The organism is Pseudomonas japonica, assembly GCF_013522925.1.
Taxonomy (GTDB): domain Bacteria; phylum Pseudomonadota; class Gammaproteobacteria; order Pseudomonadales; family Pseudomonadaceae; genus Aquipseudomonas; species Aquipseudomonas japonica_A.
In genome coordinates this window covers 409,713-434,807 of record NZ_JAAMQU010000003.1, presented here as the reverse complement: position 1 = coordinate 434,807, position 25,095 = coordinate 409,713, and the positions used below count along the sequence as shown (strand labels likewise).

Genomic DNA, 25,095 nt, shown 5'->3' with positions numbered 1-25,095 from the left:
TTGCGGGAACAGCCAGGTTAATCCCGCCTCACCGGCAGGGTAGCGATAAACAACGTGCCGCTGCCCTCTTCAGACGCTACCTCTACTTCGCCGCCATGGGCGCGTGCAATCTCCCTCACGATGAACAGCCCCAGGCCAACACTGCGCGCGTCGCCACGGTCCGATCCTCGGCTCAGGGCGTCAAACAGCGTGGCCCTGGCTTCGGCTGGAATGGCTGGCCCCGCGTTGTGTACGGACACCCGTAGCTGTTGCGCGGTGACTTCAGTGGTCACCCGTACGGGGTGATCGAGGTCACCGTATGCCACGCTGTTGGCAACCAGGTTGGCCACCAGCTGGCGGATCCGGTCACCGTCGAACGGTGCCATGCCCTCGCCGCTTTGCCGATGCTCGATGACCGCTTGCGCAAAGGCGATCCGCAGCTCGCTCAGTGCGCTGGCCACCACCTGATGGATATCCGCGTGCGTAGCGCGGATACGGATACCCTGCCCCACGCGCACCAGTGTGAAGTCCAGAAAGTCCCGGATCAGCCGGTCGGCGCGTTCTGCCGACTGGGTGATGAGGTTGGCCAAGGCGTGCTGCCGCTCAAGGCTTGGGGAACGCTTTAACAAACCGCCCGCCATCAGGATGGCTGCCAGCGGCGTTTTCAGGTCGTGGCTGGCGATGGCAACCATTTGTTCTGCTGCCAGTGCCCGGTCCCGAGCCAATTCATAGGTTTCCTGCAGCTCATCCCGAGCCTGGCGCAGCGCGGCTTCAACGTCGGTCTTGGCCTGCAACGCCTGTTCGGCCGCCTTGCGTGCGGCAAGAATTTCCCGCTCGTAGCTGTCGCGGTCGGCCATCTCGAAAAACGCCAGGTGATGATAGGACGCCCCGTCACGCTCGCTCCGCACTCCGTTGATCATCATCACCACCCGCTGCCTCTGCCCGTTAAGTACTTCGAGCTTCACCTCGCGCACCGAGCCCTGGATTCGCATCAGCGGCAACCAGTGCGTCTGGTGAAAGATCTTTCCGCCGATAGTCAATAGGTCCTGGAAGCGCCGCCCCACAAGCTGCGACGCTTCGTAGCCCAACCCATTGAGAAAGGTACCGTTGGCGCGCAGGATCTCGCCATTCTCGCGGGTGACCAGCAACCCGCAGGCCGCTTGGTCGAACAGGCTATCGGCGCCCAGCAGGTGGTCACTTGGCTGCATTCAGCGCAACGCCAAGGCCGAGAGGAATTGCCGCATGGCCGCGCCACACTCATCCGCAGCGCTCATGTGGGGGCAATGCCCCACATTGTCGAGCACGCACAAGGTGCTGTTGGGCATTGCCCGGTGCAGGTACTCCCCAACAGCGGGGGGCGCAATGATGTCCTCGGTCGACTGCAGGATCAGTGCGGGTGTTTCCAGGCCCTCGACGTCGGCGCGGTTGTCCGAAAGGAACGTCACCCTGGCGAAATGCTTGGCGATCTCGGGGTCGGTACGGCAGAACGCGTTGGTCAGTTCTTCGCTCAAGGCCGGCTGCCCGGGGGCGCCCATGATCACTGGCGCCATGTTGCTGGACCAGCCCAGGTAGTTGCTCTCGAGGGTTTCCAGGAGTTCCTCGATGTCGGCAGGCTCGAACCCGCCGAAGTACCCGGGCTTGTTCATATAGCACGGAGAAGGCCCGACCATCACATGGGCCGCGATTCCGCCTGGGTTGGCGCGATCGGCCAGCACCCCGATCATCGCACTGACCGAATGGCCCACCACGACGACAGGCCCCTCGGTGAACCGTGCGATGAGCTCGTTCAGGTCCTGGGCATAGCCTTGCAAGTGCCCATACTTGAGGCGGTCGTAGGCCGAAAGGTCCGACCCACCCGCGCCCACCAGGTCATAGGTAATTACCCGGAACTGCTCGCTGAACCCGGGCGCCAGTTGCCGCCACATGCTCTGATCGCAGCCGAACCCGTGCGAGAACACAAGCGTTACCGGCCCATCGCCGCTTACCTGTACGTTGTTGCGACGTTCGAGATCCATCACTGCACTCCATCTGGACAGGCGCAGTTTGAGGGGTTGCGCGCAACGGCACAATACATGGCAGCCTGCAAGACGGACCTCCTACGCAGGTTGCGTCGCAGCGCCAAGCAAATGGAGGTCTGCGGTGGGCTCTGGCTGCGCGAACACGAAGTTGTCGGCGCTCAACGAGTTGGCAATCTCTCCAGCCCAGCGGATTTCAAACAAGCGTCCCTGAGCATCGGCGTCCAGGCTGCGCAAAAAGGTACGCCCGGAGTCTTCGACCAACGTGAGCGTGCCGTCATGGCCATCACCCAGCCCTGTATAGCCGAGCGCGGAGACATCCACACGGTCATCGTGAGCGGAGAAATGGTTCAGGGTGTCGGTAAACACCTGCCCCAGCCGGTAGCTGTCACTGACCTGGGTGTACACAAAGGTGTCGTCACCGGTGCCGCCGTCCAATGCGTCCGAGCCTCCACCGCCTACCAGCGTGTCGTTGCCTACGCCGCCGAACAGGCGATCCTTGCCCTCCCCGCCACGCAATACGTTATCGGCCGAATTGCCGGTGAGGGTATCGGCCCCCGATGTGCCGAACACGTTATTGTCCAACCAGTCAGGAACGGTGCTGGGCCGGGTGCCATAGTCGTGGGCGAATACGATGCTGGTGTCTGCCAGTGAGGCCTTTTCCACGCCTTGCAGCAGCACCTCGAAGTGGAAGCCGCTGGTATCGCTGTCCAGGGATTTGAGCACGGTCTTCGTGCCGTCCGCGCTGGCAACCAATTTGAGGGTAGTGCCGTGGCCATCTCCCAGCCCAGTGAACCCAAGCGCGGAGACGTCGATCTGGTCACCTGCCAAAGCGCTGAAATCCACCAAAGTATCCCGCCCCTGAGTGCCATTGGCCACGTTTGACCGCAGGCTGTCGCTCAACTGGTTGTACACGAAGGTATCGGCACCAGCGCCGCCAGTCAGCGTGTCACCGCCGGCGTCGCCGTACAGCAAGTCGTCTCCGCCTTGGGCGAGGATGCGATCGCGGCCTGTGTCGCCATGGAAGGTTTCCGCCGTGTTGGCGCCATTGAGGGTATCTGCGGCTCCTGTTCCGCTCTGCTCGCCCTGCAGGTTGGCCGCGGTAAGGCCAGACAAGTCACCCTGCAATACCAGCTCGAACCGATTGCCGTCGGTGTCTGCTTCGAGGTTTTTCAGGTACGTCACGTCCCGGGTGAGGTCATACACCAGCCGCAGCGTATCGCCGTGACCATTACCCAGGGCGCTGAAGCCCAACGCGGTGAGATCGAGCCGGTCCTCGCTCAGGTTGAAATCCGTGATCCGGTCGGCATGGCTTTTGGTCCCGTCCCGGTAGCTGTCGCTTGCCAGGGTGAAGCGGAATACGTCGGCGTCCGCCCCTCCGGTCAGTACATCCGCGCCCTGGCCACCCTCCAGCACATCTTCACCCTGGCCGCCCTCGAGGCGATCATTGCCCAGGCCACCGTGCAATTGGTCCCGTACGATGGTCGCGCCAAGGCGGTCCGCACTGTCGGTACCGTAACGGATGATCCAGGGCGCATTGCCCCGGGCTATGCTGTCTTCCCCGGCCGCCACGATGGGGGCCACCGAATGGGTCACGATATTGTCGGCAATCAAGTTGTCGTGGCCCACCTGGTAGCCTTCGGCGATGCCGTAATAGGCGTAGCGGCCGCCGTAGACCAGGTTGTGCGTCGCTGCAATATTGATCGCCGTGATCGTTTCGTTGCCGTTCCAGCCATCGATGTTGATTTCGACCCCGGAAAATTCATCCTGAGCATTGTTGTGAACGATGTTCAGGTCGATCACACCGTTGCGCGAGCCATCGCTTTCGATGCCGTAATTGGTGTTTTCGAACACTTCAACGCCCCGCACGGTGTAGCCGTCCACTTGCAGCGTATGTATGCCTTCGCCACCGTTGCCCTGCACATTGCCACCGTCGACCAGCAGGGCGTTGGTGGCGCCGTCGGTGTCATACAGCAGAACGCCGTCCTGGCCGTTACCCACGGCGTCGCTGTCCAGCAGCTTGAGGTCGCCGGCCAGATGGAAACCCGCCGCACCGTTGCCAAAGGCCAGTGAATCCTGGATCACCCCCTCGGCCTGGCCCTCGGCGAGCATGCCGTCCTGGCTGTTGAGGCGGGCCTCGGCATTGCTGACCAGAAACGAGCCCGTGGTACGCAGGTCGAAGCCCACACCGCTGGCCTGACGCACTTCCACGGCAGCGATCGTCACGTTGTCATGGTCGCCGCTCACCCAGCCATTGACCGTGCCCGTATTGTTTTCCCGGTTGCCATCAAGGGTCAGCTCGCTGGCGCCGGTATTATCGCCGTTGTTGAACACCAGTGCCGTGGCCCCGGCTGCATTGTCGGCCAGCTCGATGATGCTCGCGCCAATGCCGGCGCCCGTCAGCTGAGTGTTACCGCCCAGCACAAGGCAGCGACCACTGGCCCCCGGGGACACCACATAGGTGCCCGGGCCAACGTAGACGTCTCCCCCGTTCACGCCCGCGGCGTCGATGGCTGCCTGTATCGCTGCAGTGTCATCCGTTACGCCATCGCCCACCGCGCCATAGTCTTTCACGTCAAACGTAGCCATGTGCTTCTCCCGTCGCGCCTGGCGTTCGTGATGAAGGATGGGTTACGAGTCGAACGGTGCGCGTGGGTTTACGGTAGCTGATAGGCGCCGATGTGCTTCAAAACCAGGTGCCCGGGGGTCAGGTTGCTTCCTGGAAGTCCATCTCTGGCGGCTGCCGGCGGAACCCGCCCGTGAGCCAGGCCAACCAGCCACAGCCAAGTACCAGCCAGCTTATGCCCAGTATCACCGCGGCGCGGTCAAGGCTGACCATCAGCCACAGGTCCGCTATCAGGCCGATCGATGGGCACAGCAGGAACAGCAGCGCTTCTCGTACCCCGCGGCGGGCGCCTCCGATCCAGTAATGGAAGATCACCGACAGGTTCACCAGGCTGAACGCCAGGAACGCCCCGAAGTTGATGAACGACGTGGAAGTGGTGACGTCCAGCTTAAGCGCCAGCAACGCCACCACCGCACACAGCACAATGCTGCTGACCGGCGTACCGAAGCGCTCGCTCAGCCGGCCGAACACCGATGCTGGCAGCACACCATCGCGGCCCATGGCATACAGAAGCCGGGAGCCGCTGGCCTGCGCCGATAAGCCCGAAGCGAACTGCCCTACCACCAGGCCGATCAGGAAGACCGAAACGAACACGTCGCCTCCGATGTTCCGAGCGATCTCGTAAGCCGCGGCGTCGATGTTCTCGAACTGTGCGCCCGGGTGGGCCAGTTGCACAAAGTACGACACCCCCACAAATATCAGCCCGCCCGCCAGCGTGATCAGCATGATGGCCCTGGGGATGGTGCGGCGCGGGTCGCGCGTTTCTTCGGTCAGGGTGCTGACCGCGTCGAACCCCAGGAAGGAGTAACAGGCAATGGCCGCGCCGCTCATGATGAGCGGCATTTGCAGATTGCCGCTGGTGAAAGGTGCCAAGGACCACAGCGGCGTATGCCCATCACCGCCTATATAGTGGATACACAAGGCCACGAAGGCTGCCAGCACCAGGAACTGCACCAGCATGAGCAAGGCATTGACGGTATTGGCCAGCTTCAAGCCAACGATATTGATTGCGCTGGTGACCACGATGAACGCCAGCACCCACACCGGTTGCGGCACCGACGGGAAGGCCGAGCCCAGGTAGGCCGCGCCAATCAGCCAGATCGCCATGGGCAGGAACAGGTAGTCGAGCAGCACAGCCCAGCCGGCGATAAAGCCCAGCCGGGGGCTGATAGCCTTGCGCACATAACTGTACGCCGAGCCGGCCACGGGAAAAGCCGCGGCCATACGGCCATAGCTCATCGCAGTAAAGAACATGGCGATCAGCGCAGCCAGGTAGGCTGCAGGCACCTGGCCGTCTGTGGCCTGGGCGAGAATGCCAAAGGTGCCGAGCACAATGATAGGGGTCATGTAAGCGATGCCGAACAGCACCACCGACCCCAGTGAAAGGGTACGTTGCAAACGAGCCATGAGCGACCACTCCGGATTTATAGGTTTTATGGCAGAGATAAAGTGCGGCGCAACAAACGTTCTTGTTTTGAAAAAGCGGTTATGCCTGGGGGATCAGCAACTCGCGAAGCCCGTCGGGATGCTCGATCACCTGGCCTGGCAACCGCAGCCGCTGGTCGTGCAGGTAGCGGTAGTCCCGGCGCGCGGCGGCCAGTTGGGCGAAGTCCAGCTCCACCGCGAAGCAGGTTTGGTCGCGGCCGGCTTCATGGAGCAGCGTGCCGAACGGGTCGACCAATGCGCTGCCGCCGGCGAACACCAGTGCCCCATCCCCTTCGCCTACCCGATTGACCATTAGCGCAAAAGCCTGATTTTCCTGAGCCCGCGCCATGATCGCGGTGCGGTGTACCGGGCCGTAGGGGTCCATGTTGCCGTTGGTGACAATGATCAAATCGGCGCCCAACTGCGCGAGGGCCCGGGCCGACTCCGGGAACTCGATGTCGTAACAGATCAACAGGCCTACCCGTACGCCATTCCACACGCAGGTGGCGAAGCGGTCCCCGGGGGTGAAAACCCCACGGTCCGACGCCCACAGGTGGGTTTTGCGGTAGCGCAGCGCGATGCCGTCCGGGGTGATCAGCACTGTGGTGTTATAGAACTGGCCCTTGTCGCTTTCCGCCAGGCCGATCACCACTGCGACCCCGCGTTCCCGGGCGGCGGCTTGCACCGCAGCCACCGTGGGGCCATCCAGTGGTTCAGCCACACGCGCTACGGTTTCCCGGGACGGAAAGCCCATCAGGTGCGTTTCCGGAAAAACGATCAACTGGGTGTCAGCGGCGCATTCAGCAATCGCCCGCAAGGCCTGGGTAAGGTTGTGGGCGGTATCGTTGTCCTGCCCTGCGAGTTGGGCGAGTTCGACCTTCATGGGTGCTCCTCAAGGTTCTTGTGCGTGCCCGCCGCAAAATGCTGGCCGGCGGGCGGCTGTGCGGGCAGTATGCGCATCAGCGCGGGCCAGGGGGTATTCCGCAGCTGAGGTAACCCATCAGGGGTAGAACGATGACAGTCACGCTTCAGGACATGGCATGGCACCGCTCGATCGCTCAATTGATCGAAGGCCTGGACCGCCCTAACTTCTGGGCGCAGCTGGTGCGGCTGATACAGCAGCACGTGCCCTTCGATAGCTGGGTTGCGCTGCAATTCAGCAGCGCCGAGCGCCCGCTGGTGTTCGCCGAGTGCCCTGCGCAGGATGGCAGCCCTGACGAATTGTTCCAGGATTACCTCCACGGCCTGTACCTGCTGGACCCCTTCTATATCGCCAGCCGGGAGCGCCCCCACAGTGGCCTGTTCCGCCTGGCCGAGGTGGCGCCGGAACACTTTGAACTGACGGAGTACTACCAGCGTTACTTCCGCCTGAACGTGGTTGCCGATGAGGTGCAATTCAACTGCCAACTGGACCCGGACCGCACCCTGTGCCTTTCATTGGGCTGTACCCAGCGCTTCAGCCCTGAGCAGATCGCCTTGCTGGCAATGATCCACCCATGGGTGGTTGCACTGTTGCGACAGCGAATGCCGTTCGAGGTGAGTGAGCCGGCTGCCCTATTGGCCGCTCCCGTGCCCTGCGCAGACAGCTGGCGAGACCGGCTGGAAGCGTCGGTGCAACAGAGCCGGGGCGCCCAGCTCACCGCACGGGAACTGGACGTGGGCCGGCTGATGCTCAGCGGCTGCTCCAGCAAGGAAATCGCCCGCAAGCTGGATATTTCCGCGGAAACCGTGCGGGTTCACAGAAAGCACATGTACAGCAAGCTTGGGATCAAATCGCAGTCCGAGCTGTTTTCCATCTTTCTTCAGGCGCAAAACACGAGCAGCTGACCCCAGCGAGGTCTTGTAAGGTATACCGTCAGCGGCAGGCTTTCACGAACGCGGCGGCCTGGTCCAGTGCCTGTTCGCCCATGCGGCCGTTGCAGGCTTCCTTGAAAAATTGCACGAAGCCATGTTCCACCTCCGGGTACAGCGTCTCCTGAGCCGCAACCCCTGCCTCGCGCAGCTTCAGCGCATACGCGCGGCCTTCATCCTTGAGCGGGTCCAGCCCGGCGCTGATAACCAAGGCCGGCGGCAAGCCATGCAGGGCTGCCCGCAGCGGCGCCACCAGAGGGTCATGTCGCTGCTCCGTCGGGCCTGGCACGTAGCACTGCAGCGTGAGCTCCATCGCCGCCCGGGTGGGGAAATACCGGTCACCCAACGCAGCCCAGGAAGCGGTGTCGCCGATGCCGTCAAGGTTGGGATAGAACAACACTTGCCCGGCAATGCCTGGCCCGCCCCGCTCCCGGGCCAGCAGGCACACCGCCGCCGCCAGGTTGCCACCGGCGCTGTCGCCGCACACGATCAGGCGGTGCTGGTCACCCCCCAGTTCCTGAGCATTGGCTTTGAGCCAGGTCAGCGCAGCGAAGGTATCCTCCAGCGCTGCCGGAAAGGGCGCCTCGGGTGCCAGCCGATACGCCAACGAGATCACCAGCGCACCGCTGCGGTTCGCCAGGGCGCGGAGCATGACGTCGTGGGTATCGAGATCCCCGCAGATGAACCCCCCGCCGTGGAGGAACAGCACCACGGGCCTGCAAGGTTCGGATGAAGGGGTAGCAGGCACGTACAACCTGGCTGCCAGGGCCTGCTGCAGATGCGCCACCGGGATGTCCATGTCCCGCACTTCGGCCACCGGGTCCGGCACGCCGGCCCTCGGGATCATTCCCCGGTAACTGGCGCGCCCCTGTTGTGCGTAAGCCAGCAGGTCGGGATTGGGTCGGTAATTGTCGACGGGCATCAGGTAACAGCTCCTGGCAATGTTCAGCCCGCGACCATAGCCATTGGAGCTTCAAGCTTCAAGCTACAAGCTACAAGCCAGGCGCTCTTGGCTTGCAGCTTGCAGCTTATGGCTTGCCGCTCAGAGGCCACTCAAAGGTGGGCTTTAAGCTCATTCGCGGCCTGGCGCATTGCAGCCTGTACTTCTGGCACGTCGCTCAAGGGGTTGAGCAGCCCGTAGTCATGGATCATGCCGTTGTAGCGCACGGCGGTAACCGGCACCCCAGCCGCGTCCAGCTTGCGAGCATAGGCCTCGCCTTCATCACGCAACACGTCCAGGGCCGCGGTTTGTACCAGCGCAGGCGGCAGACCCTTGAGCTGTTCGGTGGTAGCGCGCAATGGCGAAGCGTGGATGTCGGCGCGTTGAGCGGCGTCGGTGGTGTAGCTGTCCCAGAACCACTTCATCATGTTGCGAGTAAGGAAATGCCCTTCAGCGTATTGCTGATAGGAGCCGGTGTCGAAGCTGGCATCGGTCACCGGCCATAGCAGGGCCTGGAAGCGCAGCTTCGGTGTGCCCTGCTCCTTGGCCATCAGGCTTACTACCGCAGCCATATTGCCGCCCACGCTGTTACCCGCTACCGCCAGGCGGCTGCCGTCCACGTTGATCTCGCGGCCGTGCTCGGCTACCCAGCGAGTGGCCGCATAAGCCTGGTTGATCGCGGTAGGGAAATGCGCCTCGGGCGATGGGGTGTAGTCCACATACACCGCTACCGCGCCAGAGCCCACCACCAGGTCATGGATCAACCGCGCATGGGTTGGGTAGTCGCCCAGCACCCAGCCGCCACCGTGGAAGAACATGAACACGGGCAGCGCGCCTTTGACACCGGCCGGCCTTACCACGGTCAGCTTGATCGACTGGCCGCTGGCTTCGATACGACGCTCGCTCACCTCCGTGCCGCTCAGGTCCACCTTCACGGAATTCTGCGCGCCGGTCAGTACGGCGCGGGCATCCTTGGGCGACTGCTGTTCCAGCGGCTTGCCGCCGCCTGCGTTCAGGGCATTGAGGAAGGCCTGGATACGCTGGTTGGCAATGGCATCGGGCTCGGCAGCGAAAGCGCTGCCAATGGACAGGGCGAGTGCAGTGGCGGTGAGGGTTTTGCGCAACAGGGTCATTGAGTATCTCCTTATAGTGATGAGGCGCCAGGGGCGGTTTCGGGTGATCGCCATGGCATGGGTGTACTTTAGGGCTAGCGCAGCGGCGCAACAATTCCCTAGAATCAGGACTTATTGATTCCAGTTTAGGGACAGTGTCGATGGACCGTATTGAATGCATGCGCGCTTTTGTTTCAACCGTGGACGCCAACGGTTTTGCCGCAGCGGCCAGGGCCATGCGCGTTCCCCGTTCGAAGGTGAGCAAGCAGATCCAGGCACTGGAGGAAAATCTTGGCGTACAGCTGTTGCTGCGGACCACCCGCAGCCTGCACCTGACCGAAGCCGGCGCCGAATACTACGAAGCCTGCCGCGAATTGATCGCCTCGCTCGATGAAGCCGAGCAGCGCGCCCGCAGTGGGCTGGCCGAAGTGCAGGGGGTGCTGCGGGTGAACGCGCCGATGTCGTTCGGGCTCACCCAGCTGGGCGCGCTGCTGCCGCGCTTTCATGCGCTACATCCCCGGCTGGAGCTGCAGCTGGTGCTCAGTGACCAGCAAGTAGACCCGATCAAGGGCGGCTTCGATGTGACCATCCGCATCGCAAGCCTCGCCGACTCCTCGTTGGTAGCACGCCAGTTGGCGCCTGCCCCGCGAATGCTGGTGGCCTCCCCTGACTATCTTGAACGCGCCGGCACGCCGCAGCACCCCAGGGACCTGGCCGGCCATGCGTTCTTGAACTATGGCTACCTGCAAAGCGGCGTTACCCTGCAACTGAGCAATGGCCGGGAAACCCAGAACGTACATGTTACCGGGCCGCTGCATGCCAACAACGGGGACCTGCTCGCCCAGGCGGCCGAGGCCGGAATGGGCATTGCCCTGCTGCCTACGTTCATCGTGGAGCAGGCGTTGGGCCGCGGTAGCCTGGTGGCGGTGATGTGCGAGTGGCAGGCGCCGCCGATCTCCATCAACGCCGTGTACCCCACCGCGCGCCGGGTGCCGATGAAAACTCGCGCGTTTCTCGATTTCCTGAAGAACGAACTGGGTGGCAACGCTGCCTGATACGCTAGTGCCACCCTACCGGCTATCGAACCCCTGGAGGTTACCCATGAGCGACACCGCGTACGTTCCACCCAAGGTCTGGAAACACGAGGCGCCGTCTGGCGGCCAGTTCGCCAGCATCAACCGCCCCATCGCCGGCGCAACCCATGACAAGCCCCTGCCCGTAGGCAAGCACCCGTTGCAGCTGTACTCCATGGCCACGCCCAATGGCGTAAAGGTCACCGTACTGCTGGAAGAGCTGCTTGCCTTGGGCCATACGGGCGCGGAGTACGACGCATGGCTGATCCGCATCTCGGAGGGTGACCAGTTCGGCAGTGAGTTCGTGGACATCAACCCTAACTCCAAGATCCCCGCGCTGGTTGATCACAGCGGTGAGGTGCCTGTGCGGGTGTTCGAGTCCGGTTCGATCCTGCTGCACCTGGCCGAGAAGTTCGGCGCCTTTTTGCCAGCCGACCCCGCCGGCCGCGCAGAAACCCTCAACTGGCTGTTCTGGCAAATGGGCGCAGCGCCGTACCTGGGCGGAGGCTTCGGGCACTTTTATGCGTATGCGCCGGAAAAGATGCAGTACCCCATCGACCGTTTCACCATGGAGGCGAAACGCCAACTGGACGTGCTCAACCGCCGCCTCGCCGAGCAGCCGTACCTGGCCGGTAGCGCCTACACCATCGCCGACATTGCCGTATGGCCCTGGTACGGTGAGCTGGTGCGCGGCAACCTCTATTCCGCAGGCGAATTCCTCGCCGTGCAGGAGTACACACATGTACTGCGCTGGGCGAATGAAATCGCTCAGCGGCCTGCGGTGATCCGTGGGCGGCGAGTGAACCGCGTGTGGGGCGACGAAGCCGAGCAATTGCCCGAGCGGCACCAGGCGAGCGACCTCGGTTAACGCACGATTGGCCCGGGAACCTGTGCCTCGGCAGGTTGCCGGGTGCTCCTCAGGCTGGGCGCGCATTGGGCGTAAGCTTATGCGCACAAAGTATTTATCCCTGTTTTTCAGGGGCTTTAGCATTGCGCTCGTTGCCGCTTCGCCCAACCGTCCAACACCGAGTGCACTATGCCCAACTTTCTTCGTTTTACCGCCGTGGCTGCCCTGATTTCCATGGCTGGCCTGGGCGTCACTACCCAGGCCCAAGCCCGGGACACCGTACGTATCGGGTATCAGAAGTCCTCCACGCTCATTGCCTTGCTCAAAACCCGCGGCACGCTGGACAAGGCCCTGGCTGAAAAGAATATCGACGTCAGCTGGCATGAATTCCCCAGCGGATTGCCGCTGCTCGAAGCCCTCAACGTGGGCAACGTCGATATCAGCGCAGATGTAGCGGATACCGTCCCGGTGTTCGCCCAGGCGGCGCATGCCAAGCTGACCTACTTCGCCCAGGAAGCTCGCTCGCCCTCCGCGCAGGCGATCGTGGTGCCCCAAGCCTCGCCCTTGCGTGCCAGCCTTGGCGATCTCTGATAATAAATTCCGTCAGGAGATTCACCTTGCGACAAATCCGGGGTTCGCCGGATACTATTCGGCAAATGCCGCAACGAGGGCCTCCTCCATGCATGCCGAAATTCTGCGCGAAGCTGCCTACTTCGCCTACCGTACTCGCCTCGAGGCGCTGCTGGAAATTCCAGCCAGCGCGTCGGACCAGCGAATCCACGAGCTGATCGAGATGGGCTTCCCCGCGAGCCGTGTCAAAACGCTGGCCGATGAAGGAACGATCAGCCCGCTCGAGCGTGATCACATCATTCCGCTGAAAACGCTCAAAAGTCGCCTCACCAAAGGCCAGCCGCTGACTGTCGACGAGAGCGACCGGCTGTATCGCTCCGCCCATATCGCAGCCATGGCCCAGGCCCTGTTCGGGGACGATGCCAAGGCACGCCGGTGGCTCACCAAGCCCAAGGAACGCTTCGGGGGTAAAACGCCTGTTGCCATGCTTTCCACCATCCAGGGTACCCGGCAAGTGGAAGAGGCATTGGTGCAGCTCGCCGAGGGCTTTGCGTTTTGACGCTATGGCGCATCAGCGCGTTCGACGACCTCACCGGTCGTGGAGGGCTGATGGCCGGTGGGCGCTGGCATACGATCGGCCACCCGGTGGTGTACCTGGCGGGCACACCTTCGGGGGCATTGCTGGAGGTGCTGGTGCATCTGGAAGTGGACCAGGAGGATTTTCCCGAGAGCCTGCAGCTGCTGCGGGTAGAGCTCCCGGACGGGGCGATTGAGGCACCGGCCCCCGAGCTGGATCAAGGCTGGCAGCAGGATCAGGCGCGCACACGGGCTGTAGGCGATGGTTTTCTGCGTGGCGTACAGGCGCTGCTACTGCCGGTACCCAGCGCCGTGATGCCACACACCACCAACTACCTGTTCAATCCGCTGCACCCCGGCGCGGCGCTGGCCACTGTCACTCCCGAGGCGTTCGCGCTGGATACCCGGCTGTTCAAACACTGACGGGTCAGCTGAGCTTAAGCTGGGCCAGCCACTGCTCTACCGAGTCGCCACTGCTAAGCGCCGATTGCACCAGGCCGTCGACCATGAACGTGGGCGATACATGGATGCCGTTCTGGCGGGCGTACTTGCAGTGCCACTTGATCTCGCGGTCCAGGTCAGGGATGGCGAATGCTGCGGCCAGGGGCACGCCGCTGTAGCCTTCCAGCCGGGCGATGATGTCGTTGGGCGTCGCATCCAGGTTAGGCCCGGTGGCGTGGTGCTCGAACTCGAATTCCTCCCGGTGGTCGGCGATTGCCTCCATTACCCGCCAGGCAGCGTCCGCGCCACCCTCCAGGGTGGAGGCAGCGAGGATGCAACGTACCAGCACGCCCGAGTACATATGCCAGGGTTGCGACTGCAGGCGCACTTTTACGGTAAGCCGATCCTTCCCGGCCTGTTCCAGCAACGGCCTGAGCTTGCGAAAAGCCCTGACCGAGAACGGGCACGTAGGCTCCAGAAATACCTCGAAGGTTCGCGGCCCCTGGCCCCAGGTCAGCGGCGCGGCCCGCCAGTTCGATTCGGTCATGGCTTTATCCTCATAGCGTTCGTAAGGTAACCCGCGGCGACGCTACCATTGCGCGCGCCGCTTCGCCACACCGTCGGCAGGCTAACCCCGTACGTTGTCATGAATCGCGAGCCCGAGGGTTTCGCGCAACGTAGTGCCCGGGTATTCAGTGCGGTATACCCCGCGCTTTTGCAGCAGCGGCACTACTTCCTCAGTGAACCGGCGGAATTGGCCCGGGTGGCCGATGTAGATGTTGAAGCCGTCTACTGCCCTCGCCTCCAGCCACAACGCCATTTTATCCGCGATGGTCGTCGCGCTGCCCACAAACGCCCCCGGGCGCAATTGCCGCGAGGCTTCCACGGCCTGGCGCAGGGTAAGGCCCTCACTCACGGCCCGGTCGGTGATCCGTTTGGCTACGGTGAAGAAGCTGCTGCGGGCAAACTCCAGCGCCTGGGCCGGGAACGGCGCATCGAGGTCATACTGGCTGAAGTCATGCCAACCAAACGAACGGCCGAACTCGAGCAAGGCCTGTTCGAAACTGTGGTCGGCCTGATGATAGTGGCGTTCGATCTCCCGGGCCTGCGCATCGGTATCGCCCACGAAGATCTCCGCGCCTGGCAACACCAGCACCTGTTCGGGATCGCGCCCTTGGAGGCGCGCACGCTCCTTGATCTCTTTGTAAAACACCTGGCCTTGCTCCAGGCTCGGTGCGTGGGTGAAGACCACGTCGGCAATGGCAGCGCCCAATTCCCGGCCTTGCTCGGAATCTCCCGCCTGGAAAATCACCGGCTGCCCCTGTGGCGAGCGTTGGATGTTCAAAGGGCCGACTACGGAGAAATGCTCGCCCTTATGGTTCAGCGCATGCAGCTTGGCCGGGTCGAAATAGCGCCCGGTGCTGCGGTCGCGCACAAAGGCATCGTGCTCCCAGGACTGCCACAATCCCTGCACCACCTGAACATGCTCACGGGCACGGCCATAACGGGTGTCGTAGTCGTAGTGCTCGTCACGGCCATAGTTGCCGGCGGTCCCGGCGTCACCGCTGGTAACCACGTTCCACCCTGCCCGGCCCTTGCTGATCAGGTCCAGTGACGCCAGGCGCCGGGCCACGTTGAACGGCTCGTTGTATGAGGTAGTGAGCGTGCCCACCAGGCCAATGTGCCGGGTGCTGACCGCCAGGGCCGACAGTAGCGTGAGCGGCTCCAGCCGGTTCAGGTAATGGGGCGGCGAACCAGGCGTGATGAACTGACTGTCGACGATGAAGATCAGGTCGAACAGCGCCGCCTCGGCCTGGCGGGCAATGTCGATGTACCAGTCGATGTTCACGCTGGCGTCGGCGGGCAGTTCCGGGTCCAGCCACAGGTTATGCCGGCCGGGGCCGCCCACGCCCATGGTGAGGGCGCCTAGTTTCAGCTGTCGTTTGCTCATGTCAGGGGCCTCCTCGGTTCAGGGCGCGGTTTGGGCAGTGGCGGTACCCGGCACGGCCAGGGCGGTGGTGAACGAGCGATCGAACAACTGGGCCGCCGGGTACGCCTTGATCAGGCCCAGCCCTGCGAAGAAGTCGATGGTTTTTTGCGCGTCCGCAATGTTCTGCTCGCTCACCGGCCCAAGGTTGGTTTGCGCGCGGGAGAACCAGGCCCGGGCGATCTCGCGGTCGGCGCGGCTGCGCTCGGCCCAGGCGTCGGCATAGGCTTCGTTGTGAGCGGCGTCGCTGAGGGTCCAGCTGCGGGCTTTTTTCAACCGCCCCAGGAAATCCGCGATGGCGGCCCGCTTCTCTTCCAGGGACGTATTGTTGGCCACCACGAAGCTTTGCGCGGGGATCAACCCTTTGGCCGTGGTGATCACCCGCGCGCCCTGGCGCTCCTGCTGGGTCACGTAGGGCTCCCAGGTGGCGATCACATCCACAGAACCGCCGTCCAGGGCGTGGGAGGCATCCAGCGCACTAAGGTAGCGGATGTCTATTTGATCCCGGGGTATGCCCGCCTTGTCCAAGGCCGTAAACAACAACTGCTGGCTCCAGGAACCTTTCCAGATCGCCACGCGCTTTCCTCTGATGTCGGCGATGGTTTTGATTGGAGAATCCTTGGCCGCAATGATGGCCACGCCATCGAGGTTTTGTTGGGTCACCGCGATCACCTTGATAGGCGCCCCCAGCGCGCCGAGAAACAGCGGCGGCGCATCGCCCAGCAGGCCAAGGTCAAGGCTGCCCACGTTCAACGCCTCGGCCACTGGCGAGCCAGCGGTAAACTGTTTCCAGTCGAGGGTGTACGGGAGGCCTTCGAGCACGCCGGCGGCTTCCATCACGGCACGGGTGTTGTAACTCTGGTCGCCTACGGTCAGCGTTAGCGCGGAGGCGCCCAGGCTGATCGAAGCAGCGAGCGCGGCAGCGGCGAGTTTGAAGAGTGTGCCCAAGGGGGCCTCCATATGGTCGGTTATAAGCGATGTAATATTGAGACTGATCGCTTATAACCTACGCAATGGCGAATACGTTGTGAAATTCATTTAAGGCATATCCTAAGATGCAAAATCTGCATTTCAAGCCGCCTCCTCCAGCCCCAGCTGGGCCAGAATCTCCCGTCGTAGGCTTACCAGATACGGATCATCCCGCCGCCGCGGAAAGCCTCGGTTTATGGAAATTTCCGAGCGCACCCTCGCAGGCCTGCCGCTAAACACGATGATACGGTTGGCCAGCAATAGCGCCTCCTCCACGTCGTGGGTAACCAGCAAGGCTGTATAGCCTTGGCGCTGCCACAGGTCGGTCAGTTCCTTTTGCATGGCGATACGGGTAAGCGAATCCAGCTTGCCCAGCGGCTCGTCGAGGATCAGCAAGCGCGGCTCGTTCACCAAGGCCCTGGCCAGTGCCACCCGCTGCGCCATGCCGCCGGACAGCTGCCGCGGCCAGGCGCGGGCGAACTCGGACAGATGCACTTTGGCCAAGGCGTTGTCCACGCGGCTGCGTTGCCCTTTGAGCACCCCTTGGGCTTCCAGGCCGATGGCGACGTTGTCCCATACCCGCCGCCAGAGGTACAACGTGGGCTCCTGGAACATCACTACGCGGCTAGGATGCGGCCCGGAAATCGGCACCCCATCGCCCAGCAACGTACCTTCATCGGCGGGCTCCAGCCCCGCCACCAGCCGCAGCAGTGTGGATTTGCCGCAGCCGGACGGGCCGAGCAGCGCGACGAATTCACCTGGGGCGATGCTCAGGCTTACGTTATCCAGTACCGGCAGCGGCTGCCCATCCAGGTGGAAAGCGTGGCTCAGCGCCTCGATGTGCACCGCCAGCCCTGCCGTATGCCGTTGGTTGAGCGCTACCATTTCACCGTTCCTTTTTGCCAGGCCAGCAGCCGATCACGCACCTTGAACAAGGCGCAAATCAGCCCTGAGCAACACACCGCCATCAATAGCAAGGCCGCATACATGTTGGCGTAGGCTGCCCAGCCTTGCGCCCATTGCAGGTACCAGCCAATCCCCGATTTAACCCCCATCATTTCCGCCACCACCAAGGTGGAGAACGAGGCCCCCAACCCCATGAACACGCCCACGAACACGTGGGGCATGGCGGCGGGGATCGCCACTCGCCGTATCAGGAACCACGGCTTGGCACCCAGGGTGCGGGCCACGTCGTAATAGGCCTTGTCGACGCTGGTCACGCCCGACCAGGTCAGCACGGTGACGGGGAACCAGGTGGCAAGCGCGATCAGGAATACGCTGGCGCTCCAGCTGCTGGGAAACAGGAAGAAGCACAGCGGCAACAACGCCGTGGATGGCACCGGGCCAAGAAGGCGCAGCACGGGGCGCAGCCAGTAGCCCACCGCGCTGGACCAGCCCATCGCTACCCCCGCCACGAAGCCGCACGCCGCGCCGGTAATCACACCGGTGCCCAACAGCAGCGCCGAATGGGCCAGGCTGTCCAGCAACCGCGCCCAGTCGTTCAGATAAACGGCGACCAAAGCCTGCGGCGGCGCGAAAAACGGCACGGGCAGCAACCCCAGCTTTGCCGTGCCCAGTTCCCATAACGCCAACAAAGCGCCCAGTGCGATCAGCCAGGCTGAGGCGTGGCGCAGCCGCCGGTTCAGTTCAGGCAGGCGTACACCTGCCAGCGCCAGCGCTGCAATTGCCACTGCGGCAGCCAGCTCCGCGTTCGCCAGGCTGTCGGTAAGCGGCCAATGGCGGGTGGCGTCCGGGTAAAAGCGGGTCAACACGCCCGCCATGAGCCATGCCAGGCTTGCCAGCGCGGGCCGCCAGGCGATGGGCCCGTTGCGCCGAAGGGCGGCGGGCGTGGATTGGCTGAGCTCAGCTGAAGACATCGGCGGTGATCTCCCCGGCGAACTGCCTGGCATCGGTGCTGGCATCGAACACCTGCACGGTTTTCAGGTCGTCCACATAGGTCACGATTTCCTGGGTGAACGCGGCACCCACCGCATGATGCCCGTGGGTGTGGTCGTGCAGGATCGCTTGCACCTCGGCTTCGGTGGTGTTCAACGCAAACTTCTGGAACCCCTTGGCCACTGCCTCCGGGTGCTGAACCGCATAGTCGTGGGCTTCCAGCACGGCTTGGGTGAGTGCCGCAGCGACTTGGCGGTTGTCGCGCACCAGCTTGCCGGTGACGCCTACCACGCAGCACGACAGGTTGGCGTATTCATCCACCAGGTTGCTGGACAGCTCTCGTGCCTGGCCTGCCTTGATCAGCCGGTACATGAACGGGTCGCTTCCGCTGATGGCCTGCACCTCCCCCCGGTCCAGCGCCGTGCCAAGTAAATCGGCAGGATAGAGCTTCCATTGCACGTCGCTGACCGGGTCCACGCCGTGCTTTTTCAAGAGGATGGAGAAGAAGTTACGGTCCGGGCTGGCCATGTCGGTCACGCCGATGGTCTGGCCCTTGAGCGCTTCCAGTGAGGTGATCGGGCTGCTGCTGGCCCTCAACAGGCGCAGGCAACCCCCGTGCGTACCCGCGGTGAGCTTCACGTCAAAGCCCTGCTCCAGCGCCTTGAGCCAGCGCAGGGCCATGCCCAGCCCGGCATCCGCCTTGTCTGTGGCAATGGCTTCGAGCAGTACCTCTGTGGAATTACCAAAGTTCACGAATTCCACGTCCAGGTTGTGCTCCGTGAAAAAGCCTTCCCCGTGCGCGATCACCACGGGGGCCAGGCAAACGGCGTTGAGGTTGATGGCCAGTTTAAGTTTGTAAGGAGCGTCGAGTTTGATAAAGGCCCCGGTGCCTGGGGGCTCAGCGGCCTGGCCATGGGCAGCATGGTTGGGCTCATCGGCCAGGGCGCGCTCGGCAAGTGGTAGCCACAGCGGGCTGGCCAGGGCGGCGGCGCCATAACCGAGCAAGCGGCGGCGGGATAAACGGTTGGCAGAACGGCCAGGCATGCAGCATCTCCGGAACGGGTGGGTTCGGATCCGCGCGCACGGTGGCCGAGAGAGGAAGCGGGCTTTATCGGCTGAACATAGCACTGCTCGAGGCATGCCCTAAATTCATTATTGGCATATCCTAATATGCGCTTGAATTATCCTCGGCTCGCTAGTAAGGCCAGGGGCTGGCAAACTAACAATGTGCCTGCAACCGCTTGCAGGCCGACCAACGCATGGATAGCAGCCCGTAGCAGCCTATAAACATTCGCGGGCCACGCCATTGGCTTGCCGAACAATGTCCGCCATCACCGCAAGCGCTATCTGTGCCGGGGTTTTGCTGCCCAGGTTCAGGCCGATAGGTGCATGTACCCGGGCCAACTGCTCCGGGCTCAGGCGGCCGATCCTGGCCAGGCGTTCGCGGCGCTTTTCACTGGTGCGGGCCGAGCCCATGGCACCGATGTAAAACGCTTGAGTGCGCACGGCTTCCATCAAGGTGAGATCGTCCAGCCGAGGGTCGTGGGTCAGCGCCACCACCGCGGTCGCTTGATGGCAGCCGCCGCCTGCGATGAAGACCGCAGGCAGCACTTCCAGCAGTTTATCCGCCGGCACCTTGCCCTGCAGCCAGGCCAGGTGTTCCGGGCGAGGGTCGCACACGATCACCTCGAACCCCAGCGCCTGGGCGAAGTCGATGCAGTACTCAGCCACCGGCGACACTCCCGCCACAATCAATCGTGTACACGGGCCTACGTTGATACAAATGTGATCCTGATCGCGACTCACTCGCGGCGCATGCCTACGGATATCGTCCAGGCTGGGCTCGCCATTGCCCAGGCTGATGTGTCGGCTGACCGGCCGATCACCGAGCAGTGCCCGCCTCAACGCAACGAAGTGCGCCCGAGCAGGCTCGTCGGCGGCGAAGTGTTCCAGCAACACATCAAGTGAGCCACCACAGGGCAAGGCGACAGTGGGCGCGAGCCCACCTTCACCGTAGCGCACCACCTGGCTTGCGGGCGTAAACTCACCGGCGGCCAGCCGCTGGAGGAAATCCTCCTCCACGCAGCCGCCGGACAGCGACCCACAAAAGACCCCCGACGCGGTGGCCACCAGCATCGACCCTGGCTCCCTGGGCGCCGAGCCGAACGTGGCGAGCACCGTGCACAACCACACGGGCTGACCCAGTTCGAGCCACGCCAGCGCCTGTTCTACCACCTGTACGTCCAGCGGTTTCATAGGCATCAGGTGGGAATACCGTCCATGAGTTTGTCCAAGGTGATCGGCAGGTTGCGGATGCGCTTGCCGGTGGCGTGGTACACGGCATTGGCGACTGCCGCGGCCAGCCCGGTCACGCCGATTTCACCGATGCCTCGCACACCGAATTCGTTGAGGTGGAGGTCCGGATGGTCGAGGAGGATTACGTCGATTTCAGGTTGGTCCGCGTTCACCGGTACCACATATTCGGCATAGTTGTTGTTCACCGGTAGCCCATTGCGCGGGTCGAACTCCGCCGCCTCGAACAAGGCCATGCCGATGGCCATCACAATCGCACCCTCGACCTGATTGCGCGCTGCCAGCGGATTGACCACCCGGCCTACGTCGATAGCGCTTACCACTCGGGCCACGCGCAGCCTCGAAATGCCGGGGTCCCAGCGTACTTCCACGAAGTGCGCGCCGAAGGATCGGAACGCGAACTTGCTGGTGTCCGCCCCGGGGCTCTGGTACTCCGCTTCGGCGCGGGATAGCCGCTGGTTTTTGAGCACGTCGGCGAAGGCCATCGCCCGCTGGCCGTCGCTCAGCCGCCCGCCGCTTACGGTGAGCGCTTCGGGCGCGGTGCCAGCGAACGGCCCGCCCTTGCCCGTGGCATATCCGCTCAGTTTGCGCAGCGCCAACCGGGTGGCTTCGGCCACCGCAGGCATCACGCTGGCGGTAGCCCAGGAGCCGCCCGACAACGGGCCGGCCGGGAACGCCGAGCTGCCCAGTTCCACCTCGATGCGCTCCAGTGGCAGCCCGGTGAGGTCCGCCACCGTCTGCGCTACGATGGTGTATGTACCGGTGCCAATGTCCTGCAATCCGCACTGGGCCAACGCGGTGCCGTCGGCACGCAGCGTAACCCTTGCCTCCGCAGGTATCCGGTAGGCTTCCCAGTTACAGGCGCCAAGGCCATAACCGATGATTTCGTCCCCCTCGCGCATGGCGCCTGTGCCAGGCTTGCGCTGCTGCCAGCCGAAGCGCTCTGCGGCAGTGCTGAGGGCCTCGGCCAAGTGGTTGCTGGACCAGGGCAGGCCGGTGCTTTCGTCCCGGCTGGACAGGTTCTTCTGGCGAAACGCCAAGGGGTCCATGTCGCAGGCCAACGCCAATTCGTCCATGGCCGATTCCAGCGCGAACAGCCCCGGCGCCGCACCAGGCGCCCGCATGGACGTGGGCGTACCACGGTTGACCGGCGCGCTGGCATGGCTCACCACCACGTTAGGGCAGGAATACAAGCTTTTGGTCACCCCGCCGCAATTCTCGATGTACACGTCCACCATGGAGGTGGTGTTCACCGACTCGTGCTTGATCGCCACCAGCTTGCCGTTGGCGTCTGCTGCTACCTGCAGCCGCTGGGACGTTTCCGGTCGATGGCCCACGGTGGTGAACATCTGGGCGCGCGGTACCACCAGTTGCACCGGTCGGCCGGTTACTTTCGCAGCGGCGCAGGCCGCAATCGAATGAGGCCAAGGGAAGAGTTTGCTGCCAAAGCCCGAACCAATGAACGGGGCCTTCACCTCCACGCGGTCCGGGGTAAGGTCGAACACGTTGGCTAGCACGTTGCGATGGTTGACCACACCCTGTGTGGATTCATACACAGATAGCCGACCGTTCTCCCAGTACGCAGTGGTGCTGTGCATTTCCATAGGGTTGTGCACTTCCACCGGCGTGGTGTAGGTGGCCTCCACCTTGTGCACCGCGGTTGCCAGCGCAGCGTCGGCGTTGCCGCGGGTATGCCCCGCGCCGCCGTCCGCTGCAGGTTTACGTTGCAGGGATTGTTCCAGCCCCGGCACCAGTTCCCCGGTGCGGTATTGCACCTTTACCTGCTGCGCCGCTTCCCGAGCACGCTCGAAGCTGTCGGCAACCACGAGCGCAACGAACTGGCCGGGGTAGTACACCTGGTCATCTTCGAACGGCAAACGGTGTTCATCCACGTAGGTAATGGCGCGGATGTCAAAGGTGAACGCCGCAGCCGGTGAGCGGTGGAGAGCCGGCATGTTGCCGTGGTGAAGCACGGCGAGCACGCCAGGCATGGCGCGTGCAGCCCGGTCGTCGATGCTCAGCACGGTGCCGCTGGCGATGGTGCTGTACACCCCATAGGCATAGGTAAGGTTTTTGACAGGATGGTCAGCGGCGTAACGGGCGCGGCCAGTGACTTTGTGGCGGCCGTCGATGCGCCGCTGAGGGGCGCCAATAGTGGGCTCGATCACGGGCTCTCTCCTTACACCAGAAGGTTGCGCAGGTTGCGCACGATTGCCTGCTGCCCGAGCGGGACCTTGTAGGCGTTCTGCGAATATGGCGTAGCGCTTTCAAAGGCCCGCGCGGCGGCACGGGCGAACAGCTCGGGCGACGGAACCTGCCCCACCAGCGCGGCTTCGGTTTCAGCGGCCCGCCACGGTTTGGTGCCCACACCGCCCAAGGCAACGCGCGCCTGGGCAATGCGCGGCCCATTCATCACCACGATCACTGCGCTGGAGGCCAAGGCAAATTGGTACGAGGTGCGGTCGCGCAACTTCAGGTACCCCGAACGAGCGTTGGTCAACGGTGCGTCCAGGGTGATGTGTGTGATCAGTTCGTTCTTACCCAAGGCATGCTCCAGCCAAGGCGTTTTGCCGGGCAATAGATGAAAGTCGGCAAAAGCCACTTCCTTCACCCCGCCTGCGCCCTGCACCGTCACCGTGGCGCCAATGGCTGCCATCGCCACGCACATGTCCGAAGGGTGCGTGGCGATGCACTGGCCACTGGTGCCCAGCACGGCATGCACGCTGCGGTTGTGGCCGTCGATGGCGGCACAGCCCGAACCCGGCGTACGTTTGTTGCAGGCGGAAACGCCATCGCGGAAATAACCACAGCGCACGCGCTGCATCACATTGCCGGCGGTGGTGGCCTTGTTGCGCAGCTGAGTGGACGCTCCTGCTAGCAATGCCTGGGAGAGCACAGGGTAGTCCTTCACCACAATCGGGTGATGGGCCAGGTCGCTGTTGGTGACCAGCGCGCCGATGCGCAGGCGGCCGTCGCTCAGGCGCTCCACCTGCTTGAGCGCAAGCCGGTTGATGTCCACCACTTCCGTTGGCTGCATGACGTCCAGCTTCACCAGGTCGAGTAAGGTGGTGCCGCCGGCAAGAAAGGCGCGGTTCGCGTCGGGCGCGCGGCCGATGGCCTGAGCGGGCGAATCCGCGCGGGTGTACTGAAAGGTGCGCATTACACCACTCCCTTCATCTTCGGCCGGGCCGCCTGGATGGCGCTGAGGATGTTCTTGTAAGCGCCGCAGCGGCAAATGTTGCCACTCATGGCTTCCCGCACGCTGGCGTCATCCTCGGGAATATCCGGGTTTTGCAGGATGGCGTAGGCGCTCATGATCTGCCCCGAGGTGCAGTACCCGCACTGATAGGCGTCATGGGCCCAGAATGCTTCTTGCAGGGGGTGCAACTGGCCGTTTTGTTCCAGCCCTTCGATGGTGAGGATCTCGTCGCCGTCATGTTGCACCGCGATCGACAGGCAGGAGTTGATCGAGTCGCCATTGACGATCAGGGTGCAGGCCCCACATTGCCCGTGGTCGCAGCCTTTCTTGGTGCCCGTGAGCTGCAGGCGATCGCGCAGCACGTCCAACAGAATGGCATTTACCGGCACGTTGAGCACGTGGGTCTGGCCGTTCACCTTGAGCTGGATACGCCGCTCGCCTTGCTTCGGCGCCTCCTCATCCACCTGCGCGGTGGCCTGGGCCGCAGCCACGGCGCCGGGTATCCACGTGGACACGGTAGCGGCGGCGACGCTCGACACGCCGAATTTCAGGAAATTACGGCGCGAGGGCGCCAGATCGCCAGGGGCGTTCGCATCATCGGTCATGGGAGGTCCTCATCAGGCACGCAGATTCTCGTTCAATGAAATCTGTCGTTAGGGCAGCAACCTGATGAGGGTAGAAGCGATTGCCCGGAATGATTAGCCCCGCTTGGCTATGTGTAGCTATGAGCGCAGCTCATCAATCCTCGGCCCTTCCGGGCCTGTAGCAGCCAAGGCTTGCTGCTACAGGCATGATTTCAAATTGTGTAGCAGCAGGGCTTGCCCGCGACCTGGCATTGGCTGCTACGGTCTGGAACGTACGAATACACGGCATGGAGGCCTGATATGTATAAAACTCACACCCTTAGAAAAGGGCGGATTTCCGAAGAAAACCGCGTGTACCTGGTAACCGTGGTCACCCACAACCGCCAAAGACATTTCATGGACTGGCCAGGCGCTCGCCCCGTTATTCACGCTTTACGCGCCGCCGACCTGGAGGCTCACACCTCGACCCATGCATGGGTGCTCATGCCAGACTCCACTGGCTGTTTTCGTTGCGGCACAAATCCTTGGGCAGCGTAGTCGGTCGAATGAAATCCAGGTCAACCGTAGTCTTCAACAAGAACAGGGAAGGTACAGCGCCGCTCTGGCAAAAGGGCTACCACGACCGCGCGCTTCGAATCGAAGACTCTGTGCTTCAAGCCGCTTGGTATGTGGTGGCCAACCCGTTGAGGGCC

The 25,095-nt window shown here is 63.2% G+C and carries 22 protein-coding genes and 1 pseudogene; 6 read left to right on the top strand and 17 right to left on the bottom strand.

What is annotated here, in order from left to right; all coding sequences use genetic code 11:
• Positions 1–17: 17 nt before the first annotated feature.
• The 5 genes from G7016_RS07100 to G7016_RS07080 form a co-directional block, all read right to left on the bottom strand.
• The gene (locus G7016_RS07100; RefSeq protein WP_181112160.1) at positions 18–1,187 is read right to left on the bottom strand and encodes a PAS domain-containing sensor histidine kinase; all 1,170 of its coding nucleotides are present in this window, start codon (positions 1,185–1,187) and stop codon (positions 18–20) included.
• Positions 1,188–1,994: an alpha/beta fold hydrolase gene (locus G7016_RS07095; RefSeq protein ID WP_181112159.1), complete on the bottom strand. Its 807-nt coding sequence runs from the start codon at positions 1,992–1,994 to the stop codon at positions 1,188–1,190.
• Positions 1,995–2,075: 81 nt separating this feature from the next.
• A complete protein-coding gene (locus G7016_RS25345; RefSeq protein WP_181112157.1) occupies positions 2,076–4,583 on the bottom strand; it encodes a M10 family metallopeptidase C-terminal domain-containing protein in 2,508 nt (835 codons plus the stop codon).
• Between the two features lie 118 nt (positions 4,584–4,701).
• The gene (locus tag G7016_RS07085) at positions 4,702–6,027 is read right to left on the bottom strand and encodes an APC family permease (RefSeq protein ID WP_181112155.1); all 1,326 of its coding nucleotides are present in this window, start codon (positions 6,025–6,027) and stop codon (positions 4,702–4,704) included.
• A gap of 79 nt (positions 6,028–6,106) precedes the next feature.
• Entirely contained in the window at positions 6,107–6,928 is an 822-nt protein-coding gene (locus G7016_RS07080; RefSeq protein ID WP_181112153.1) for a carbon-nitrogen hydrolase family protein, read from the bottom strand.
• A gap of 131 nt (positions 6,929–7,059) precedes the next feature.
• Between G7016_RS07080 and G7016_RS07075 the strand changes: the two genes are divergently transcribed.
• Complete coding sequence (locus G7016_RS07075) at positions 7,060–7,872, top strand: helix-turn-helix transcriptional regulator (RefSeq protein ID WP_181112151.1); 813 nt, start codon at positions 7,060–7,062, stop codon at positions 7,870–7,872.
• 28 nt (positions 7,873–7,900) lie between these two features.
• Here G7016_RS07075 and G7016_RS07070 read toward each other — a convergent pair whose 3' ends face one another.
• Positions 7,901–8,818, bottom strand: coding sequence for an alpha/beta hydrolase (locus G7016_RS07070; protein WP_181112149.1), 918 nt, complete (start codon positions 8,816–8,818; stop codon positions 7,901–7,903).
• Between the two features lie 131 nt (positions 8,819–8,949).
• Positions 8,950–9,969 carry an alpha/beta hydrolase gene (locus G7016_RS07065; RefSeq protein ID WP_181112147.1) on the bottom strand — a complete coding sequence of 340 codons (1,020 nt, stop codon included), beginning with the start codon at positions 9,967–9,969 and terminating at the stop codon, positions 8,950–8,952.
• Positions 9,970–10,109: 140 nt separating this feature from the next.
• Here G7016_RS07065 and G7016_RS07060 point away from each other — a divergent pair, with 140 nt between their 5' ends.
• The 5 genes and pseudogenes from G7016_RS07060 (at position 10,110) to G7016_RS07040 (ending at position 13,437) form a co-directional block, all read left to right on the top strand.
• Positions 10,110–11,003 (top strand): LysR family transcriptional regulator, encoded by an 894-nt coding sequence (locus G7016_RS07060; RefSeq protein ID WP_181112145.1) that lies wholly within the window; start codon positions 10,110–10,112, stop codon positions 11,001–11,003.
• A 46-nt stretch (positions 11,004–11,049) separates the two neighbouring features.
• Positions 11,050–11,889 carry a glutathione-dependent disulfide-bond oxidoreductase gene (gene yghU, locus G7016_RS07055; RefSeq protein WP_181112143.1) on the top strand — a complete coding sequence of 280 codons (840 nt, stop codon included), beginning with the start codon at positions 11,050–11,052 and terminating at the stop codon, positions 11,887–11,889.
• A 168-nt stretch (positions 11,890–12,057) separates the two neighbouring features.
• Positions 12,058–12,456 (top strand): annotated as a pseudogene (locus tag G7016_RS07050) (ABC transporter substrate-binding protein); the annotation flags it as partial.
• A 91-nt stretch (positions 12,457–12,547) separates the two neighbouring features.
• Positions 12,548–12,997, top strand: coding sequence for an antitoxin Xre/MbcA/ParS toxin-binding domain-containing protein (locus G7016_RS07045; protein WP_181112141.1), 450 nt, complete (start codon positions 12,548–12,550; stop codon positions 12,995–12,997).
• Positions 12,994–13,437, top strand: a complete 444-nt coding sequence (locus tag G7016_RS07040) for an RES family NAD+ phosphorylase (protein ID WP_181112139.1) — start codon at positions 12,994–12,996, stop codon at positions 13,435–13,437. The genes G7016_RS07045 and G7016_RS07040 overlap by 4 nt, the downstream gene beginning before the upstream one ends.
• A 4-nt stretch (positions 13,438–13,441) precedes the next feature.
• On the opposite strand, the gene G7016_RS07035 is transcribed toward G7016_RS07040, so the two are convergent.
• From G7016_RS07035 to G7016_RS06990, 10 genes are all read right to left on the bottom strand, one after another.
• A complete protein-coding gene (locus G7016_RS07035; protein ID WP_181112137.1) occupies positions 13,442–14,002 on the bottom strand; it encodes a DsbA family protein in 561 nt (186 codons plus the stop codon).
• A gap of 81 nt (positions 14,003–14,083) precedes the next feature.
• Complete coding sequence (locus tag G7016_RS07030) at positions 14,084–15,406, bottom strand: LLM class flavin-dependent oxidoreductase (protein WP_181112135.1); 1,323 nt, start codon at positions 15,404–15,406, stop codon at positions 14,084–14,086.
• Between the two features lie 18 nt (positions 15,407–15,424).
• Entirely contained in the window at positions 15,425–16,402 is a 978-nt protein-coding gene (locus G7016_RS07025) for an ABC transporter substrate-binding protein (RefSeq protein ID WP_181112133.1), read from the bottom strand.
• A gap of 111 nt (positions 16,403–16,513) precedes the next feature.
• Entirely contained in the window at positions 16,514–17,296 is a 783-nt protein-coding gene (locus tag G7016_RS07020; protein ID WP_181112131.1) for an ABC transporter ATP-binding protein, read from the bottom strand.
• Positions 17,290–18,288 carry an ABC transporter permease gene (locus G7016_RS07015; protein ID WP_181112129.1) on the bottom strand — a complete coding sequence of 333 codons (999 nt, stop codon included), beginning with the start codon at positions 18,286–18,288 and terminating at the stop codon, positions 17,290–17,292. The genes G7016_RS07020 and G7016_RS07015 overlap by 7 nt, the downstream gene beginning before the upstream one ends.
• Complete coding sequence (locus G7016_RS07010; protein ID WP_181112127.1) at positions 18,275–19,351, bottom strand: ABC transporter substrate-binding protein; 1,077 nt, start codon at positions 19,349–19,351, stop codon at positions 18,275–18,277. The genes G7016_RS07015 and G7016_RS07010 overlap by 14 nt, the downstream gene beginning before the upstream one ends.
• Positions 19,352–19,588: 237 nt before the next feature.
• The gene (locus G7016_RS07005) at positions 19,589–20,563 is read right to left on the bottom strand and encodes an XdhC family protein (protein WP_181112215.1); all 975 of its coding nucleotides are present in this window, start codon (positions 20,561–20,563) and stop codon (positions 19,589–19,591) included.
• 5 nt (positions 20,564–20,568) lie between these two features.
• Positions 20,569–22,788: a xanthine dehydrogenase family protein molybdopterin-binding subunit gene (locus G7016_RS07000; protein ID WP_181112125.1), complete on the bottom strand. Its 2,220-nt coding sequence runs from the start codon at positions 22,786–22,788 to the stop codon at positions 20,569–20,571.
• A gap of 11 nt (positions 22,789–22,799) precedes the next feature.
• Entirely contained in the window at positions 22,800–23,780 is a 981-nt protein-coding gene (locus G7016_RS06995) for an FAD binding domain-containing protein (RefSeq protein ID WP_181112123.1), read from the bottom strand.
• A complete protein-coding gene (locus G7016_RS06990; protein WP_181112121.1) occupies positions 23,780–24,424 on the bottom strand; it encodes a (2Fe-2S)-binding protein in 645 nt (214 codons plus the stop codon). The genes G7016_RS06995 and G7016_RS06990 overlap by 1 nt, the downstream gene beginning before the upstream one ends.
• Between the last annotated feature and the right edge of the window lie 671 nt (positions 24,425–25,095).

Coding starts and splice junctions, on each gene's coding strand:
- G7016_RS07075 (WP_181112151.1), top strand. CDS start 7,060: ATGACAGTCACGCTTCAGGACATGGCATGGCACCGCTCGATCGCTCAA.
- G7016_RS07085 (WP_181112155.1), bottom strand. CDS start 6,027: ATGGCTCGTTTGCAACGTACCCTTTCACTGGGGTCGGTGGTGCTGTTC.
- G7016_RS07025 (WP_181112133.1), bottom strand. CDS start 16,402: ATGGAGGCCCCCTTGGGCACACTCTTCAAACTCGCCGCTGCCGCGCTC.
- G7016_RS06995 (WP_181112123.1), bottom strand. CDS start 23,780: ATGCGCACCTTTCAGTACACCCGCGCGGATTCGCCCGCTCAGGCCATC.
- G7016_RS07015 (WP_181112129.1), bottom strand. CDS start 18,288: ATGTCTTCAGCTGAGCTCAGCCAATCCACGCCCGCCGCCCTTCGGCGC.
- G7016_RS07100 (WP_181112160.1), bottom strand. CDS start 1,187: ATGCAGCCAAGTGACCACCTGCTGGGCGCCGATAGCCTGTTCGACCAA.
- G7016_RS06990 (WP_181112121.1), bottom strand. CDS start 24,424: ATGACCGATGATGCGAACGCCCCTGGCGATCTGGCGCCCTCGCGCCGT.
- G7016_RS07010 (WP_181112127.1), bottom strand. CDS start 19,351: ATGCCTGGCCGTTCTGCCAACCGTTTATCCCGCCGCCGCTTGCTCGGT.
- G7016_RS07030 (WP_181112135.1), bottom strand. CDS start 15,406: ATGAGCAAACGACAGCTGAAACTAGGCGCCCTCACCATGGGCGTGGGC.
- G7016_RS07005 (WP_181112215.1), bottom strand. CDS start 20,563: ATGAAACCGCTGGACGTACAGGTGGTAGAACAGGCGCTGGCGTGGCTC.
- G7016_RS07045 (WP_181112141.1), top strand. CDS start 12,548: ATGCATGCCGAAATTCTGCGCGAAGCTGCCTACTTCGCCTACCGTACT.
- G7016_RS25345 (WP_181112157.1), bottom strand. CDS start 4,583: ATGGCTACGTTTGACGTGAAAGACTATGGCGCGGTGGGCGATGGCGTA.
- G7016_RS07070 (WP_181112149.1), bottom strand. CDS start 8,818: ATGCCCGTCGACAATTACCGACCCAATCCCGACCTGCTGGCTTACGCA.
- G7016_RS07060 (WP_181112145.1), top strand. CDS start 10,110: ATGGACCGTATTGAATGCATGCGCGCTTTTGTTTCAACCGTGGACGCC.
- yghU (WP_181112143.1), top strand. CDS start 11,050: ATGAGCGACACCGCGTACGTTCCACCCAAGGTCTGGAAACACGAGGCG.
- G7016_RS07020 (WP_181112131.1), bottom strand. CDS start 17,296: ATGGTAGCGCTCAACCAACGGCATACGGCAGGGCTGGCGGTGCACATC.
- G7016_RS07065 (WP_181112147.1), bottom strand. CDS start 9,969: ATGACCCTGTTGCGCAAAACCCTCACCGCCACTGCACTCGCCCTGTCC.
- G7016_RS07095 (WP_181112159.1), bottom strand. CDS start 1,994: ATGGATCTCGAACGTCGCAACAACGTACAGGTAAGCGGCGATGGGCCG.
- G7016_RS07035 (WP_181112137.1), bottom strand. CDS start 14,002: ATGACCGAATCGAACTGGCGGGCCGCGCCGCTGACCTGGGGCCAGGGG.
- G7016_RS07080 (WP_181112153.1), bottom strand. CDS start 6,928: ATGAAGGTCGAACTCGCCCAACTCGCAGGGCAGGACAACGATACCGCC.